Below are 16,185 nucleotides of genomic sequence, written 5' to 3' on the forward strand. Positions count from 1 at the left end.
ATGCCCAAACCGCTGCTGCACTTCGCCCACGGGAACAGCTACCCGGCTGGCACCTACAACCGCCTGCTGGCGCAGCTTGCCGAACACTACGACGTGCGCACGCTGGACATGCATGGCCACGATCCGCGCTACCCGGTGGGCGATGGCTGGAACACGCTGACCGACGAGCTGATCGCGCACCTCGAAGGCTACGGCCAGCCGGCGATCCTTGTTGGCCATTCGCTGGGCGGCGCGCTGTCGACGATGGCGGCGCGGCGCCGGCCCGATCTGGTACGTTGTGTGGTGATGCTCGATTCACCCGTGGTGGCCGGCTGGCGCGCGCTGGTCTGGCGCCTGGCCAAGCTGGCGGGGTGGGGCGCACGGCTGTCGCCGGCGCGCTTTTCGTACAAGCGGCGCGAGCACTGGCCGGACCGTGACGCCGCCTACCGCCACTTCCACGCGAAGTCGATCTTCCAGGCCTGGGCGCCGGGCGCGCTCGACGACTACATGGAGCACGGCCTGGCGCCGCATCCCGACGGCGTCACGCTGCGCTTCCGGCGCGACGTCGAATCCGCCATTTACCAGTCCCTGCCGCACCACATGGGCGCCGTGATCCGCGCGCCGTTCCCGGTGCCCGTCGGCTTCATCGCCGGCACCATGTCTGAAGAGATGCGGCAGGCAGGACTCGCCTCCACGCGCAAGCTGGTGGGCGAGCACCTGGCCATGATCGAAGGCGGTCATCTGTATCCGCTCGAAAAACCGGCCGAAACGGCGCGGCTGGTTCACGCGATGATCAAGCGTCTGCTTGGCGGCACCAAGGCGGCAGGGTAACAAATCAATCGTTGTCAAAGCCTCACGGCCAGCGCCTTTTCGCGTAAAATCGCGTGATTTTCTCCCTGCTGGAAACCCACAAATGACTATCAAGAGCGACAACTGGATCCGCCGCATGGCGCAAAGCACTGGCATGATCGAGCCATTCGAGCCGCAGCAGGTGCGCGAGCAGGATGGCCGCCGGATCATCTCGTTCGGCACCTCGTCGTACGGCTATGACATCCGCTGCGCCGATGAATTCAAGGTCTTCACCAACATCAACAGCACGATCGTCGACCCGAAGAATTTCGACTCGAACTCGTTCGTCGACATCAAGAGCGACGTCTGCATCATCCCGCCGAATTCGTTCGCGCTGGCGCGCACGATCGAATACTTCCGCATCCCGCGCAACGTGCTGACGATCTGTCTGGGCAAATCGACCTACGCGCGCTGCGGCATCATCGTCAATGTCACCCCGTTCGAACCCGAATGGGAAGGCTACGTGACGCTCGAGTTCTCGAACACGACGCCGCTGCCCGCGAAGATCTACGCGGGCGAAGGTTGCGCGCAGGTGCTGTTCTTCGAAAGCGATGAAGTCTGCGAAACGTCGTACAAGGACCGTGACGGCAAGTACCAGGGCCAGATCGGCGTGACACTGCCGAAAGCCTGAGCAACTGCACCACCATTCTGTATTCGGTCGGGGCAGACTGACCGCCGCAAGGCGGCCACACATGCCCCGTACTCCACGGGCCTGACACCCGGTCAGGCCTGCGCTGCCGCCCCGTCACCGCCAAGCCGCATCCCCCATCTGTCTGCACCCTGCGCGTCCCGGGCACGCCTGCGCGCGCTGTTTCGATCTACAATAAATCACACAGTGATTTTTGGTTTCGCTGTGCAAAACTAAAATCATGGAGACAGTGTTGATGAAAACGCAGCTTGTACCCTGCACGTCCCGGCGCATTGCCGCGCGGGTGGTACCGTCACTCATCGCCGTCCTGGCGCTGTCCGCCTGTGGTGGAGACGACGACGATGCCGGCGCACCGCCGCTGGCGACCACGCCGCCGGTTGCGATCCAGCCCGAACGACTGCGCCCACAAGACGGGCGCACCTATGCGGTCATCGAAAGCAACCTGCCATTTAACAGCATGGCGAATGCGCCGGAGACCGACCGCTGGTGGGGCGTGCTGAACAAGGCCGGTTACCAGATCGAAGTGCCGAAAAACTGGAACGGCATGCTGGTCATGTACGCCCACGGCTATGGCGGCACGGGCCCGGCGCTGGAAGTGGCGCCGCCAGCGCTGCGCCGCCACCTGATCAGCCAGGGCTATGCGTGGGCCGCATCGAGCTACAGCACGAACTACTACGACGTGCGCGCCGGCGTCGAAGACACGAACGCGCTGGCGCTGGCTTTCCGTGACATCGCCGGCAAGAACGGCCGCACGCTGGCAGCGCCGAGCAAAACGTACATCATTGGTAATTCGATGGGTGGCCATGTCACGGCGGCTGCGGTGGATGAGGAAAACATCGAGACGGCCATCAACAAGATCCGCTATCACGGTGCGGTGCCGATGTGCGGCGTGCTGGGCGACACGGAGCTCTACGATTATTTTGCCGCCTATCAGACTGCCGCCATGGTGGAGGCCGGCATGCCGGCCACGCGCTGGCCGCCGGCCGACTGGGCGAGCATCGGCCCGCAGGTGCGGGCGAAGATGTTCTCCAGCTTCCCGGGAGGCAGCACACCGACCGCGCCGGCCGTGCCGACCGCGCAAGGCCTGCGATTGAAGCAGATCGTTGCCAGCCTCAGCGGCGGCACGCGTCCACTGTTCGACTATGCTTATGCCAGCGCGTACCAGGCCACGGTCTGGGGCACGTTCGGGCGCGACGGCAAGATGCAGGGCATCCTTCTCGATGACGTCGTGACGACCAATGACATCTTCTTCCAGTTCGATGCCGACCCTGCCATCAGCGCCGACGAGGTCGCCTACAATGCGAGCATCTTCCGCGTGCCTGCCACACCGGGTGCGAACCGGCTGCGCCGCGACGGTTTGCGCTGGGTGCCGAAGACGAACGCCCGGATCACCGTGCCGGTGGTGACCATCCACACGCTGGGCGACCTGTACGTGCCGTTCAAGATGGAGCAGATCTACAAGCGCCGCGCCGATGCGCTGGGCACGTCGAACCTGCTGGTCCAGCGCGCCATCCGCGGGATCGCCCACTGCGACTTCACGATCGCCGAACAGGCATCCGCGTTCGACGCGATGGTCAAATGGGAGCAGCAGGGCGTCAAGCCCGAGGGTGACGACGTGCTGACGCCGTCCATCGTGGCCGATCCGCAGTACGGCTGCAAATTCACCGACAACACGCCGTCGGTGGACGACAGCCGTGCGTTGCTGGCCACGCGGGCCGCGTTGCCGCAGTGCGCGCCGCGCTGAACACGCACGCTTGATGCAACAACGCCAGCCGATTGGCTGGCGTTGTCTTGACTGGCTGGCTGGCCTGACGGCGCAGTCTGCGGGATCAGTCGTCCTGCTGCACGCAGTCGACGAAGTAGCCGCGCTTGCCATCGACTTCACGCTTGACCAGGCCGTGCACATCGGTCTCGAAGCCCGGGAAGCGCTCGTTGAAGTCACGTGCAAAGCGCAGGTAATCGACGATCGTGCGGTTGAAGCGCTCGCCCGGGATCAGGAGCGGAATTCCCGGCGGGTACGGCGTCAGCAGGATCGCAGTGATGCGGCCCTCGAGTTCGTCGATCGCCACGCGCTCGATCTTGCGGTGTGCCATGTGCGCGAATGCGTCCGACGGCTTCATCGCCGGGATCATGTCTGACAGGTACATCTCGGTCGTCAGGCGCGCCACGTCGTGCGACTTGTAGAACGTGTGGATCTCGGTGCACAGGTCGCGCAGGCCGTGCATTTCGTAGCGCGGGTTGGCCGCGGCGAACTGCGGCATCGCACGCCACATCTGCGCGTTGCGGTCGTAATCGTCCTTGAACTGCTGCAGCGCCGTGACCAGCGTGTTCCAGCGGCCCTTGGTGATCCCGATCGTAAACATGATGAAGAACGAATACAGCCCGCACTTCTCGATGATGACGCCGTGCTCGGCCAGGTACTTGGTGACGATCGAGGCCGGAATGCCGGTCTCGCCGAACTGGCCCGACAGGTTCAGGCCAGGCGTGACGATGGTTGCCTTGATCGGGTCGAGCATATTGAAGCCCGGTGCCAGGTCGCCGAAACCGTGCCACGATTCTTCGGCGCGGATCATCCAGTCGTCCTGCGTGCCGATGCCTTCTTCCGAGAACTTGTCGGGACCCCAGACCTGGAACCACCAGTCGGTGCCGAAGTCCTGGTCGACCTTCTTCATCGCGCGGCGGAAGTCCAGCGCTTCCAGGATCGACTCTTCGACCAGCGCGGTGCCGCCTGGCGCTTCCATCATCGCAGCGGCGACGTCGCACGAAGCGATGATCGAGTACTGCGGCGAGGTCGACGTGTGCATCAGGTACGCTTCATTGAACGCATCCTGGTCGAGCTTGACCGACTGCGATTCGCGCACCAGCACTTGCGAAGCCTGTGACAGGCCGGCCAGCAGCTTGTGCGTCGACTGCGTCGAGAAGATCATCGACTCTTTCGCGCGCGGACGGTTCTGGCCGATCGCGTGCATGTTCTTGTAGAAGTCGTGGAACGTCGCGTGCGGCAGCCACGCTTCGTCGAAGTGCAGCGTGTCGATTTTACCGTCCAGCATTTCGCGCAGCGTCTCGACGTTGTAGACCACGCCGTCGTAGGTCGACTGGGTGATGGTCAGGATGCGCGGCTTCTTGTTGACGGCTTCGCGGGCAAACGGATTGGCTTCGATCTTGCGGGCGATCGATTCGGGCGTGAATTCGGACAGCGGGATCGGACCGATGATGCCCAGGTTGTTCCGGGTTGGCATCAGGAACACGGGAATCGCGCCGCACATGATGATCGAGTGCAGGATCGACTTGTGGCAGTTGCGGTCGACGACGACGATGTCGCCCGGCGCGACGGTCGAGTGCCAGACCATCTTGTTCGAGGTCGAGGTGCCGTTGGTCACGAAGTAGCAATGGTCGGCGCCATAGATGCGCGCGGCGTTGCGTTCGGACTTGGCGATCGGGCCCGTGTGGTCCAGTAGCTGGCCGAGTTCCTCGACCGCGTTGCAGACGTCGGCGCGCAGCATGTTCTCACCGAAGAACTGGTGGAACATCTGGCCGATCGGCGACTTCAGGAAGGCAACGCCGCCCGAGTGGCCAGGGCAATGCCATGAATACGAACCGTCGTAGGCGTAGTTCACCAGCGCGCGGAAGAATGGCGGCGCCAGGCTGTCCAGATACGCCTTGGCTTCGCGGATGATGTGACGCGCGACGAATTCGGGCGTGTCTTCGAACATGTGAATGAAGCCGTGCAGCTCCTTGAGCACATCGTTCGGGATGTGGCGGCTGGTGCGGGTTTCGCCATAGATATAGATCGGGATGTCCGCGTTCTTGTGGCGGATTTCCTTGACGAAGGCGCGCAGGCCGACCAGCGCCGAATCGGTGTCTTCCAGCGAGCCGCTGCCGAATTCCTCGTCATCGATCGACAGCACGAATGCCGATGCGCGCGACTGCTGCTGGGCGAACTGGGACAGATCGCCATAGCTGGTCACGCCAACGACCTCCATGCCTTCTTGTTCCATCGCCGCCGCGAGGGCGCGAATGCCAAGGCCGGAGGTGTTCTCCGAGCGGAAGTCCTCGTCGATGATGACGATGGGGAAACGAAATTTCATGGACAGCTCCAAAGCGAAGCGCCGTGGGGAGCGGCCGCGCCATCCCGGATCATTCCGAAGTGGAGCAGGGCCGCCGCGCACGGCACCGTAGAAAATGAGTAGCGGATTTTCGCAGAAATTGCGGGCTCCGGTGAGGTTTTTTTGCCAGCATCGATGCCAGCTTGTTTGCTACATTAACCACTCACGCAGTTCAGTGTCGCACCCTAGCTGTCCAGATGGCGCCCGGCGCGCCTAACCCCCTCGGTCAGCAGCGCGGCAGCCAGCGCCGCGCCCAGCGGCACGGGCGACAATGCCGTCGTAGTCCCTTCCAGAAACGCGAACAGACCGAGCGTGATGCCGAAGGTGGCGACGGCGCCGGTCAGCGTCAGCAGCCACGTGCGGCGCGCCAGCAGCGTGATCGCGGCCAGTGAAATTGCGATCTGCTGCGCCACCGACGCTGCCGCCCACTGGCGCTGGCGGTGCAGCGCTTCTTCGGAGCGCCGGTTCCAGTCGCGCGACGACGCCTCCCAGCGCTCTGCTTCCTTGCGGATCACGTCTTTCTCGAGGCGATAGCGCTCGGCCTGCTGGGTGTAGCGGCCAGCATCGACGCCGGGCAGCGTGGCGGCCAGTTCGGCCAGATTCTGGCGGCTCGACTTGGCCTGGTAATGGGCCCAGGCGTTGGCCGCACTGGTCTTTTCCATTGCAGCCGTCGTCTTGAACAGGCTCGCGTCGTTGTGAGACGAGGTGCCGAGAAAGGCAAACAGCGTACCGATCGTGGCCAGCACCGCGATCAGGACAGCGACGCGGCCGGCGAAGCCGTCACCGCCGCGCGAACCAGGGGGGCGGAGCGCGCTGCTCATGGCGCGCCCTTGCTGGCGCTGCGCTGGTAAGTGACGTAGGCGTAATCGAATCCGGGCGCGTCGTCGCGCTGCGGCTGATGGTGCGTCTCGCGCGCGGTCTCTATCCACACGGCAGGGTCGATCGGCGGGAAGAACGTGTCGCAGGTGAAGCGGTGATCGATGTGCGTGACGATCATGGCGTCGGCCTGGTCGATTGCGGCATTGAAGATCTGCGCGCCCCCGATGATGCTGGCTGGCGCACCGTCCAGCAGCGCGATGGCGGCATCGAGCGATGGGGCGCGCTCGGCGCCGTCATGCGACCAGTCGGCATTGCGCGTAATGACGATATTGCGCCGGCCCGGCAGCGGGCGGCCGATCGAGTCGAACGTCTTGCGGCCCATGATCACCGGTTTGCCGAGCGTGACGCGTTTGAAGTGTGCGAGGTCGTGCGGCAGGTGCCATGGCATGCGGTTGTCGATACCGATGCCATTGTCCCGGTCGATGGCAACTACCAGGGTCAGGTGCGCGGTCATGGCAGGGGGCGCGTGACGGTCGCGGCGTTGGAAACTGGCATCAGAGGGTCCTGTGGTGTCTGAAGGAATCAAGACCTTGCATCATACCAATATTTATACCGTTAATCGACAGCAGGTGCAGCAATCTGCACGGTATGCGCTGTACTGACAACAGGTTGGCGTCGCCGGGAGGGAAAACCATATCAAGCGGCTCGCGATTGATCGCCCAGTCCGGGCATGCAGGCTGCGTCGGGAAAACAGTAATAAAAAGTAAGCAGTATGTACCGTCCCCGAGTGCCGGGGTAATGTCAGCGCCAGGTTGGCACCGGGCGCAAGCAGCGCATGGTGCGCATGTCTTTGCAATGTGAAACCCCGGGTAAACGCCCTTTATCGACTATCCAGGTTGCCTGTCGAGAACAGCACGTGGACGCGAAACGAGGATGGTTTGCGAAGGGGAAATTTACGTTGCTAGTTGTAATTTATATATTTTGCTGCGTCGCGTCAAAACTAATGACTTTGAAGCTTAATTAGCATATAGTCTATTTATGTTATTGATGTGCATCAAATGATGCAAACATAATTTTGCTTTAGTCCTTGATGAAGTCGGTTTCATTTTCTTATTTTTGAGTGGTACGCGTTTCGCGGCGCTGCAGCAAACAATTGGATAGGGACGCAAATCCAGCCTCTGCGGCCGCAAAGGAGCGGTATCCGGTAGCTGAGACATCTGCGCAAGCAGCTCTTTGCGCCGTTATCGTGGTCGCAAGCGTTCTCAGTAGGTGCTCGCAAGATGACATACCTGCTGGCTGAAATTTGCGCACCTTATTCAATTCATGATGATTGGATCTGTCACGATGAAAAACCTCGACCCTGCTACCGTTGTTGGCGAACACGATAAACATCGATCGCTGGATGCCGCTGGCGAACTTGGGTCACTGCTCAAGAAGAGTAGTGCGCAATCGTCGGCTCGGTACTGGCTGCCGTTCTTCATCAATCTGCTTAAGATCGCCGACATCGCCGTCCTGCTGCTCGCCGGCTTTGGCGGCTTCTTCGTACGGTTCGGCTTCGATGCCAGACTGACGACGGCTGGCCACCTCTTTATTTACCTGAGCACGCTCGTCATCATTGTGTCGCTGCACTGCGCGCAGGCCTATCGCGAGCGCGAGATCCTGTCACTCAATGCCCTCCTGAGTAAGTTGAGTCTGGGCTTCTTCGGTGGTCTTTCGCTGATCATGATCGTCGGCTACCTGTCCGGTACCTTGCCGGAGTTTTCGCGCGTCTGGGTAGCAACCAGTGCCTGCGCCTGGTTCGTGCTGCTGCTTGCAAATCGCCTCATCCTCACACGGATGATTTACCGTGCGCGCTTGGCAAACATGCTCGACGAGTCGATCATCGTCGTCGGCGCCAACGAGCGCGCTGAACTGATTGTCAATGCGATCAAGCGAAACAGCCACGCGAACATCCGCGTGCTGGGCGTGTTCGACGACCGCGTCGAGCGGGGCATTCCGGAATCGCTGCGCCAGCACATGCTGGGTTCGACATGCACGATGCTCGATTACATCCGCACAAATCCCGTTGACCGTGTCGTGGTAGCGCTACCCTGGCTCGCGACCGAGCGTGTCGAAGCGTTGCTCAAGAAACTGCGCACAGTGCCTGTCAGGATTGACCTGGTGCCCAACAACGTCGTCTGGCAATTCCCGTCCATTAATATGGAACGCTTGGCAGGCGTTCCAGTCCTGACGATCGCCAACAGCCGCATCGGTGAGCAGATGGGCCGTCTGAAGCGGATCGAAGACCTCGTGATCTCCAGCATACTGCTCGCCCTGGTCAGCCCCGTGTTGGCAATCATCGCTCTCGCGATCAAGTTCGACAGTCCCGGCCCGGTCATATTCAAGCAGCGGCGCCATGGTTTCAACAATCAGGAATTCGAAGTCTGGAAGTTCCGCTCCATGAAGTTCGACGACTGCGCCAGCGCGGAAGTCAAGCAGGCAACGCGTTTCGACAGCCGGGTCACGCGTGTCGGCAGCTTCCTGCGCCGCAGCAGCCTGGACGAGCTGCCACAGCTTTTCAATGTGTTGTTCGGGCATATGTCGATCGTCGGTCCGCGGCCCCATGCGATCAAGCACAACCTGGAATTCGGCGCAATCATTTCGGAATACTACGCGCGTCACAACGTCAAGCCAGGCATCACAGGTTGGGCGCAAGTGAACGGATTTCGTGGAGAGACCGATACGCTGGACAAGATGCAGCGCCGTGTCGAGCACGACCTGCACTATATAGAGCACTGGTCACTCGCACTGGATTTGAAGATCCTCGTCATGACGGCATTTTCCGTCTGGTTCCACAAGACGGCGTATTGACATGTGCCGTGGATGGGGAGCGCGTGATTCTGCCAGGTCTGTCTCGACCCCGGCCGCGCCGGTTCGATCAAGGCCGGACTGAGCTCCCAACCCGTCGTTGCCAAGCGCGCGTAACGAACACGTGTCAGTCCTGTTATGTAGTAGAATTGCAACTTATCCTGATAAAAAGACATGTTTGCCCGTTGGGCTCATTCAGTCTTTGGACACTGTTTGAAAGTGCACGGCGTGCATGTTTTGCAAGCGAGCGGGAAGAAGCGTGAAACATATTATTTGGGATTGGATTCTTCTTGTACTTACTGCGAATCTGCGAACGTCATGTTGAGTCCGTCGCAACGCGAGCAATGCGACGGCTGCCAGTCAGCCGCCTGTGTTCCAGGCTGACAGGGGCGGGTTGCATAGCGCTGATTTATTCCCTGTCCAGCATGCCGGCAGTGTCGGGCACTCTGCAGCCGTTCGTCACTGCCCGTATACAACATGACGATAACCTGTTTCGCGCGTCGGACGATGAATCGGCACGGTCGGGTGCGCGTTCCGACACTTACCGGAGTGCCGGCGGTGGCGTGCGTTTTGAGCGTCCTGTCAGTCGTCAGTTGTTCAGCGGCGTTGCAGACTTCGCGTCCGTGAAATTTGATCGCAATAGCCAGCTGGACTATCTCCGCAAAGACATCCGCGGTGACTGGCACTGGTTCGTTGCATCACGTTTCGATGGCCATGTCGGCGGCTATTACCGGCAAGAGCTGGCGTCGTTTGCCGATTTTGACGTCGTCCAGCGCAATCTGCGGATCAGCAAGAGGCGTTATGCGGACGGTCGATGGCAGTTTCATCCGAGCTGGCAGTTGCGTGGTGAGGTCTCGAAAGAGGAGAACTCCTATGAGCTGGCCTCGCAGCGCGCCAGTGATCGCGTCGAGAATTCCTGGGTAGCAGGTGTGGACTATCTGGCGCGCAGTGGCAGTACAGCCGGGTTCCAGTTGCGCCGTTTGCAAGGAAATTATCCCAACGCGGTGATGGCTGGCGGCGTGGGCTCCTTGATCAATGGCTATGTCCAGGATGAGGCAAAGATCAACGTGCTGTGGATGGCGACAGGCAGCACGCAGGTCTCGTTTCTCGGCGGGTGGGTGAAACGCAAGCAAGAATCAGCGTTCGATCGTGATGACAGCGGGACGAATGCACGCATGGTTATCAACTGGTCACCAGCAAGTCGCGTGAAAGTCGTCGCCCAAGGCTGGCGTGAATTTACCGCCATTGACGGCGCCCTTATCGACAGCGCATTGACGAAGGGCGCGAGTGCGCTCGTGACCTGGGAATTCTCCGCAAAAATCAATGGTGAGGTGGATTGGAAGACCGAAACGCGCGAATTTACACCCTATACCGGGACGGCCCAGGTGATGGCGTCCCCGTTGGCTAGCGACAGCCGTGATACAGCCTCCGTGGGACTTGTCTACAAGCCGCTGCGTAACATCACGGTGAAGGCGAGTGTATTCCGCGACCAGCGCAATGGTAGTCTTGCAGCCGGCACGAACAGCTACAAGGCCAACGGCGCCTCGCTGAGCGCTGTCCTGCAATTTCATTGACCGATGACAGGGATGGAAGCGCGGCATCAAGCTTGTACGCCATGACCTGGCATGAACCACCAATCCGAATTGCACTATCGACACTTTTGTAAATGAAATGAGCTCAATATGAAACGAATCTTGCTTGGTATGTTCGCTGTCGTTCTGGCGTGGAGCATGGGAGCGGCACGTGCCGATGAAATGGTGCTCGGCGGCGGCGACGTCGTCAAGATTTCCGTGTTTGGCAATCCTGATCTGGGCGTGGAGACACGTGTCAGTGAGTCGGGCTTCATCACCGTACCGCTGGTGGGGCAAGTTGCCGTTGGTGGATTGTCGAGCGCCGCTGCAGAAGCGAAAATTGCCTCCATGCTGGAGCGCGGCGGCTTCGTGAAGAAGCCGCAAGTCAACCTCCTGATCACGGCGCTGACCAGCCAGCAGGTATCGGTACTCGGTCAGGTCAAGAACGCCGGTCGCTATCCCATCGAAGGTCGCCGCACTGTACTTGACTTGCTGGCGCTTGCCGGCGGCATCGGCATTGATGGTGGCGACATCGTGACTGTGGTGCGCACGCGTGACGGCAAAATTTACAAGGAGCAGGTCGATACAGCGGAACTGGTCCGTAATACTGATATGGCATCGAATCTGGATGTGCAGGGTGGCGACACGATCTTCGTGGAGCGTGCGCCGCGCTTCTACATCTACGGCGAAGTCCAGAGACCGGGCATGCTGCGCCTTGAGCGTCAGATGACTGTTCTGCAGGCGCTGTCGGCCGGCGGCGGCCTGACCCCGCGCGGTACCGAGCGCGGCCTGCGCATCAAGCGCCGCGACGAATTTGGCAAGCTGCAGACCATTGATGTCAGGGGCGATGACCTGTTGAAGCCTGACGATGTCGTGTACGTCAAGGAAAGTTTGTTCTAAGCCCAATGTCATTCAGTCCCGGAGCGCGCCGCGCGCGCTCCATTGCATGTTTTGAAAGCCATCATGAATCCAACTGTGTTGTTACTCGCCTTGCGCGCCCGCTACAAGATCATCCTGCTCACGCTGGCCATGACTATTCTTGGCGCGGTGGTGATCAGTCTGATCCAGCCCAAGAAGTACGTGGCAGGCGTGTCGATGGTCGTCAATTACAAGGGAGTCGATCCGGTAACCGGGCTGAGCGCGCCAGCACAGCTGATGCCTGGATATATTGCGACCCAAGTCGATATCATCCGAAGCAAGAGTGTCGCTCTAAAAGTCGTCGATGATCTCAAACTGGCCAGCGGCCCCGGCGTGCAAGCCAATTTCGAGGCGGCGACTGGCGGGCGTGGTACCCTGCGCGACTGGCTGGCCGAGTCGCTGCTAGGTAGCCTGGACGTGGTGCCAGCACGCGAGAGCAGTGTCTTGACGATCAACGTTCGCGGCACTGATCCGCAATATGTGTCGATGGTGGCCAATGCCTTTGCGAACGCGTATCTCGACGTCAGTGTGCAGCTCAAGACCGATCCGGTGCAACGGGCCAGCGGTTACATTACGTCCCAGATCAAGACCCTGCGCGACCGCTATGAAACGGCACAGGCGCGTCTGTCCAAGTACCAGAAGGACAACGACATTTACAGCGCTGACAACCGACTGGATGTTGAGACGACACGTCTGAACGAACTGTCGAACCAGCTCGTCACGGTCCAGAGCCAGAGCATGGATGCAGATTCACGCCGCCGGCAGGTTGAAAACAACGCCGGCAATTCGCCCGACGTGATGAACAATCCGTTGATCCAGAATCTTCAAGGCAGCCTGTCGCTGGCCGAAGCCAAGTTTGCCGACACCGCACAGCGTTTGTCGCCGAATCATCCTCAATACATGGCCGCCAAATCGGAAGTGGACAAACTGCGCTCGAACTTGCAGGCGCAGATGCGCATCTCGTCCGGCAGCGTCATCGCTTCCGCCGACATCAGCCAGCGCCGTGAAGGCGAATTACGCGCCGCAGTGGCGGCGCAGAAGGCGAAAGTGCAAACCCTGAACGGCGCGCGCGATTCCTTCAACCTGTTGACCAACGAAGTGGAAAATGCGCGCCGCGCTTACGAGTCGGCAAGTGCCCGCCTGAACCTGATCAGTCTGGAAGGCGAGTCCAAGCAGGCCGATATCGCCGTGCTGACGGCGGCCACGCCGCCGCTGCATGCATCTGGTCCACGTCTGTTGCTGAGTATTGCCCTGGCGCTCGTCGTCGGCACCGTTCTTGGCCTGGGTGCTGTCCTGGTCCTGGAACTGCTGGACGCGCGCGTGCGATCGGCGTCGCATCTGGTCAGCGCGTTCGATCTGCCGCTGCTCGGCGTGATCAAGAAGCCCCGTGCAGCATCCCGCAGGAACGTATCCCCAGGATCGTCGGGCAGCGGTCGCGCGGGCAAACTGGGGCGCTCGGCAATCCCGGCGCCTCGGCCTAATGTATAGCATGGAGCGTTGATTATGAATTCCACCAACCCACCCGAAGCATTCGTTACTGATCCGGGCCGCGATGAGCGCCCGGCCAGCCGCCATACAGACGATTCCATCGGCGCCATCTTGATCCGCAGTGGCCGTCTATCGGCGCTCGATGCCGACAAGGTGATGCGTTTTTCGTTGGCGCGCAATATGCGCTTTGGCGACGCCGCCGTTGAAATGGGCGTGCTCACGGCCGCCGACATCGAGTTGGCGCTGTCGCACCAGTACGACTACGATTACCTTCTGCCGGGGGAGAGCGCCATCAGTGCAGACGTCATCGCCGCTTACGAGCCATTCACCGCTCGCGTTGAATCGCTACGCGCGTTACGTAACCAGCTGATGTGGCGCTGGTTCGACACGGGGGCCGACCGCCGCGCCCTTGCAATCACGAGCGCCGAATCCGGCGATGGCCGGAGTTTTCTCGCGGCGAACCTGGCTGTGGTGTTTTCGCAGCAGCATCAGCGCACGCTCTTGATCGACGCCGACTTGCGTTCACCGCGTCAGCACACGCTGTTCGCACTGGAAAACCGCGACGGCCTGTCGGCCATGCTGGCTGGCCGCAGCGGCAGGGACGCTATTCAGCGTGTCCCTGCGCTGGCAGACCTGTCGGTTCTGACCACCGGTGCGCTGCCGCCGAATCCTTCGGAATTGCTGGGTCTCCCGTCATTCGGGCGCCTGCTGCGCGAATTGGCTGCTGACTATGACGTGATTTTGATCGACACCCCATCCGGCGAAATGTACTCCGATGCTCAGCTCATCGCCAGCCGCGCCGGGGCAGCCGTGATCGTTGCGCATCAGGACCAAAGCCAACTGAAAAAGATGCGCGAGCTAGTCGCCCTATTGGGCGATGCCCGCGTGCATCTGGTGGGAACCGTTCTTAACGAGTATTGACGGTGCGGATTGCCTATTTGATTCTGGCGCACGACCGTCCGGCGCATCTGGAGCGGCTGGTGCAGCGTCTGACGGCGCCAGGCGTCGCGTTTTTTGTACACATCGACGCCAAGGCGGATCAGAGCCATTTCGCTTCCCTGGCGCCGGCGGTGACGTTCTGCACGCGCCGCATCAATGGCGCATGGGGCGATATGTCACTCGTCGAGGCCACGCTCGAATTGATGAAGGTAGCGATGTCCGCATCGCATACCTTCGAGCGCTTCGTGCTGCTCAGCGGCGCTTGCTACCCGCTGCAGACCCCCGGCTACATCGACGCCTTCCTCGCACGCCATCGCGGCACAGAATTCATTGAGGTATTTCCACTGCCGGACGTGACGTATAACAAGCCGATCGAACGGATTACGCGCCTGTGGATACGCAAGGGCAAGCCGCTGGCGCGCCTGCGCTGGCCGCTGCAGCGCGTCCTCAACCGCATTTTTCCGCTGCGCGACTACAAGACAGTATTCGAGGGCAAGGAGCTGGTCACTGGATCGCAGTGGTGGTGCCTGAGCGGTGAGGCAGTACAGCACGTGCTCGATGTCACGGCAAACCAGCCGGCGATCTACCGATTCTGCAAGTTCGTCGACTGTCCCGATGAATTTTATTTTCAGGTCATCCTTTGGAATTCGCGGTTCAGGGCCAGCATCAGCCATAGTTTGACGTATACCGACTGGATGCCGGGGAAAACCGGCCCCGAGCTGATCGACGCCAGTCATTTGCCGACGTTTGCAGAACCGGTCATTCTCGATTCAGTCAACAACAACTGCCCCAACGAGAAGCGCGAAGTGCTCTTCGCGCGCAAGTCATCCAACTCGCCGGCCACCGTGCTCGACGCCATCGATGGCTTTGCGGTGCAACGCCACGCCCATCCAGGCGCTCGTCCGGACGAGGCGACATATAGGGTCCAGAATGGCCAGATTTGATATTTTGCTGCCCGTGAAAAACGGGAAAGCGTTTTTGGCTGAAGCCATCGACAGCGTTCGTGCTCAAACCTTCACCGATTGGCGGCTGCTCGTGCTGGACCATGGCTCGACCGATGGCAGCCGCGAGATGGCCGAGGCTTATCATGCACGCGATCCGCGTATCCAATTGCATTCGTTCCCGCATGCACAAGGTTTGTCCGGCCTGCTGAACTGCGGCCTTGACATTGCAGATTGCGAGTTTGTGATGAGACATGATGCCGACGACATCTGCTTGCCTGAGCGCATGGCGGTGACGCTGGCTGCGTTCGAAGCACGACCGGACTGCGCCGCCGTTGGCGGACAGGCGGATGTGATCGACGCCGCAGGTAACAAGATCGGGGACATGAGCGTTCCGGTAGGCAGCGCGCGCGTCAGCGTCGCGAGCCTATTCCGCAATCCCGTCATCCATCCCGCGGCGGCGCTGCGCTTCGACGAGGTCCGGAAGCTTGGTGTGCGCTACGGAGTCGACATGCTGAAGGTTCTTCCCGAGCACCAGCGCCTCGAGGTGCCAGGGCTGGCCGAGGATTACTTCTTGTTCGGGCAGTTGGCGGTCATGGGTAAGGTGACGAACCTGCCGCAAAAGCTGCTTCGCTACCGCTGGCACGGCAACAACGTCAGCGCCGCCCGCTACGTCGAACAGATGGAGATGTCTCTGGCAATTTCGCGCTCGTTGACGCGTTCGTTCTGCGCGATGCACGACATTCCCTGGTTCGACCCGGCGCCGTTCTGCAACCATGGCGGCATCCTGTTCGACGTCGGCGGCCAAATGAATTTTGATGTCGAATACGCCAGGATGGCCGATGCCCTGCGCCGCGGCTTCGGCCCATCTGTCGAGTTGGAGCGCGAGCTCTCTTATCGCAAGACGATCTCGACCCGAAATGGGGCGGCGCTGCTATGGCGTTACAACCGTTTTCGTACTGCGCATGTTCCGGAAACGAATGACTGGAGCGCGGTTCGTGGCTGGCTAATCCGGCGCCTGCCCGGCAAGCGCCGACTCAGTGTCGCCCCAGAATTGGCTTGATGATATCTATTAACTC

General features: G+C 60.8%; 13 protein-coding genes. 10 read left to right on the forward strand and 3 right to left on the reverse strand.

Annotated elements, in window-relative coordinates:
- The 3 genes from AC56LW_RS19365 (at nt 1) to AC56LW_RS19375 (ending at nt 3,221) form a co-directional block, all read left to right on the forward strand.
- Complete coding sequence (locus AC56LW_RS19365) at nt 1-810, forward strand: alpha/beta fold hydrolase (RefSeq protein WP_499636881.1); 810 nt, start codon at nt 1-3, stop codon at nt 808-810.
- Nucleotides 811-892: 82 nt separating this feature from the next.
- On the forward strand, nt 893-1,459 hold the full coding sequence (gene dcd, locus AC56LW_RS19370; RefSeq protein ID WP_332532740.1) for a dCTP deaminase: 567 nt from the start codon (nt 893-895) through the stop codon (nt 1,457-1,459).
- A gap of 253 nt (nt 1,460-1,712) precedes the next feature.
- A complete protein-coding gene (locus AC56LW_RS19375; protein ID WP_499636883.1) occupies nt 1,713-3,221 on the forward strand; it encodes an alpha/beta hydrolase in 1,509 nt (502 codons plus the stop codon).
- An 85-nt stretch (nt 3,222-3,306) separates the two neighbouring features.
- Here the strand turns inward: AC56LW_RS19375 and AC56LW_RS19380 are convergent, their stop codons facing one another.
- From AC56LW_RS19380 to AC56LW_RS19390, 3 genes are all read right to left on the reverse strand, one after another.
- Nucleotides 3,307-5,565 carry an arginine/lysine/ornithine decarboxylase gene (locus tag AC56LW_RS19380; RefSeq protein WP_183551936.1) on the reverse strand — a complete coding sequence of 753 codons (2,259 nt, stop codon included), beginning with the start codon at nt 5,563-5,565 and terminating at the stop codon, nt 3,307-3,309.
- A 203-nt stretch (nt 5,566-5,768) separates the two neighbouring features.
- On the reverse strand, nt 5,769-6,404 hold the full coding sequence (locus AC56LW_RS19385; RefSeq protein WP_332532737.1) for a DUF4337 domain-containing protein: 636 nt from the start codon (nt 6,402-6,404) through the stop codon (nt 5,769-5,771).
- Nucleotides 6,401-6,916 (reverse strand): dihydrofolate reductase, encoded by a 516-nt coding sequence (locus AC56LW_RS19390; RefSeq protein WP_499636885.1) that lies wholly within the window; start codon nt 6,914-6,916, stop codon nt 6,401-6,403. Before AC56LW_RS19390 ends, AC56LW_RS19385 begins: the two co-directional genes overlap by 4 nt.
- Nucleotides 6,917-7,746: 830 nt before the next feature.
- Here AC56LW_RS19390 and AC56LW_RS19395 point away from each other — a divergent pair.
- The 7 genes from AC56LW_RS19395 to AC56LW_RS19425 all read left to right on the forward strand — a co-directional run bounded on the left by AC56LW_RS19395 (nt 7,747) and on the right by AC56LW_RS19425 (nt 16,169).
- Nucleotides 7,747-9,252: an undecaprenyl-phosphate glucose phosphotransferase gene (locus tag AC56LW_RS19395; RefSeq protein WP_499636887.1), complete on the forward strand. Its 1,506-nt coding sequence runs from the start codon at nt 7,747-7,749 to the stop codon at nt 9,250-9,252.
- A gap of 341 nt (nt 9,253-9,593) precedes the next feature.
- Nucleotides 9,594-10,823 carry an XrtB/PEP-CTERM-associated polysaccharide biosynthesis outer membrane protein EpsL gene (gene epsL, locus AC56LW_RS19400; protein WP_499636889.1) on the forward strand — a complete coding sequence of 410 codons (1,230 nt, stop codon included), beginning with the start codon at nt 9,594-9,596 and terminating at the stop codon, nt 10,821-10,823.
- 108 nt (nt 10,824-10,931) lie between these two features.
- Nucleotides 10,932-11,720, forward strand: a complete 789-nt coding sequence (epsE, locus tag AC56LW_RS19405) for a polysaccharide export protein EpsE (RefSeq protein ID WP_499636891.1) — start codon at nt 10,932-10,934, stop codon at nt 11,718-11,720.
- Nucleotides 11,721-11,783: 63 nt separating this feature from the next.
- Nucleotides 11,784-13,226 carry a chain length determinant protein EpsF gene (gene epsF / locus AC56LW_RS19410; protein WP_499636893.1) on the forward strand — a complete coding sequence of 481 codons (1,443 nt, stop codon included), beginning with the start codon at nt 11,784-11,786 and terminating at the stop codon, nt 13,224-13,226.
- A 15-nt stretch (nt 13,227-13,241) separates the two neighbouring features.
- A complete protein-coding gene (epsG, locus tag AC56LW_RS19415) occupies nt 13,242-14,147 on the forward strand; it encodes a chain length determinant protein tyrosine kinase EpsG (RefSeq protein ID WP_332532731.1) in 906 nt (301 codons plus the stop codon).
- Nucleotides 14,148-14,149: 2 nt separating this feature from the next.
- Complete coding sequence (locus AC56LW_RS19420) at nt 14,150-15,109, forward strand: beta-1,6-N-acetylglucosaminyltransferase (RefSeq protein ID WP_499636895.1); 960 nt, start codon at nt 14,150-14,152, stop codon at nt 15,107-15,109.
- Nucleotides 15,096-16,169, forward strand: coding sequence for a glycosyltransferase family 2 protein (locus AC56LW_RS19425; RefSeq protein WP_499636897.1), 1,074 nt, complete (start codon nt 15,096-15,098; stop codon nt 16,167-16,169). Before AC56LW_RS19420 ends, AC56LW_RS19425 begins: the two co-directional genes overlap by 14 nt.
- Nucleotides 16,170-16,185: the final 16 nt, after the last annotated feature.

This window comes from Telluria sp. LT2P80 (assembly GCF_059685955.1).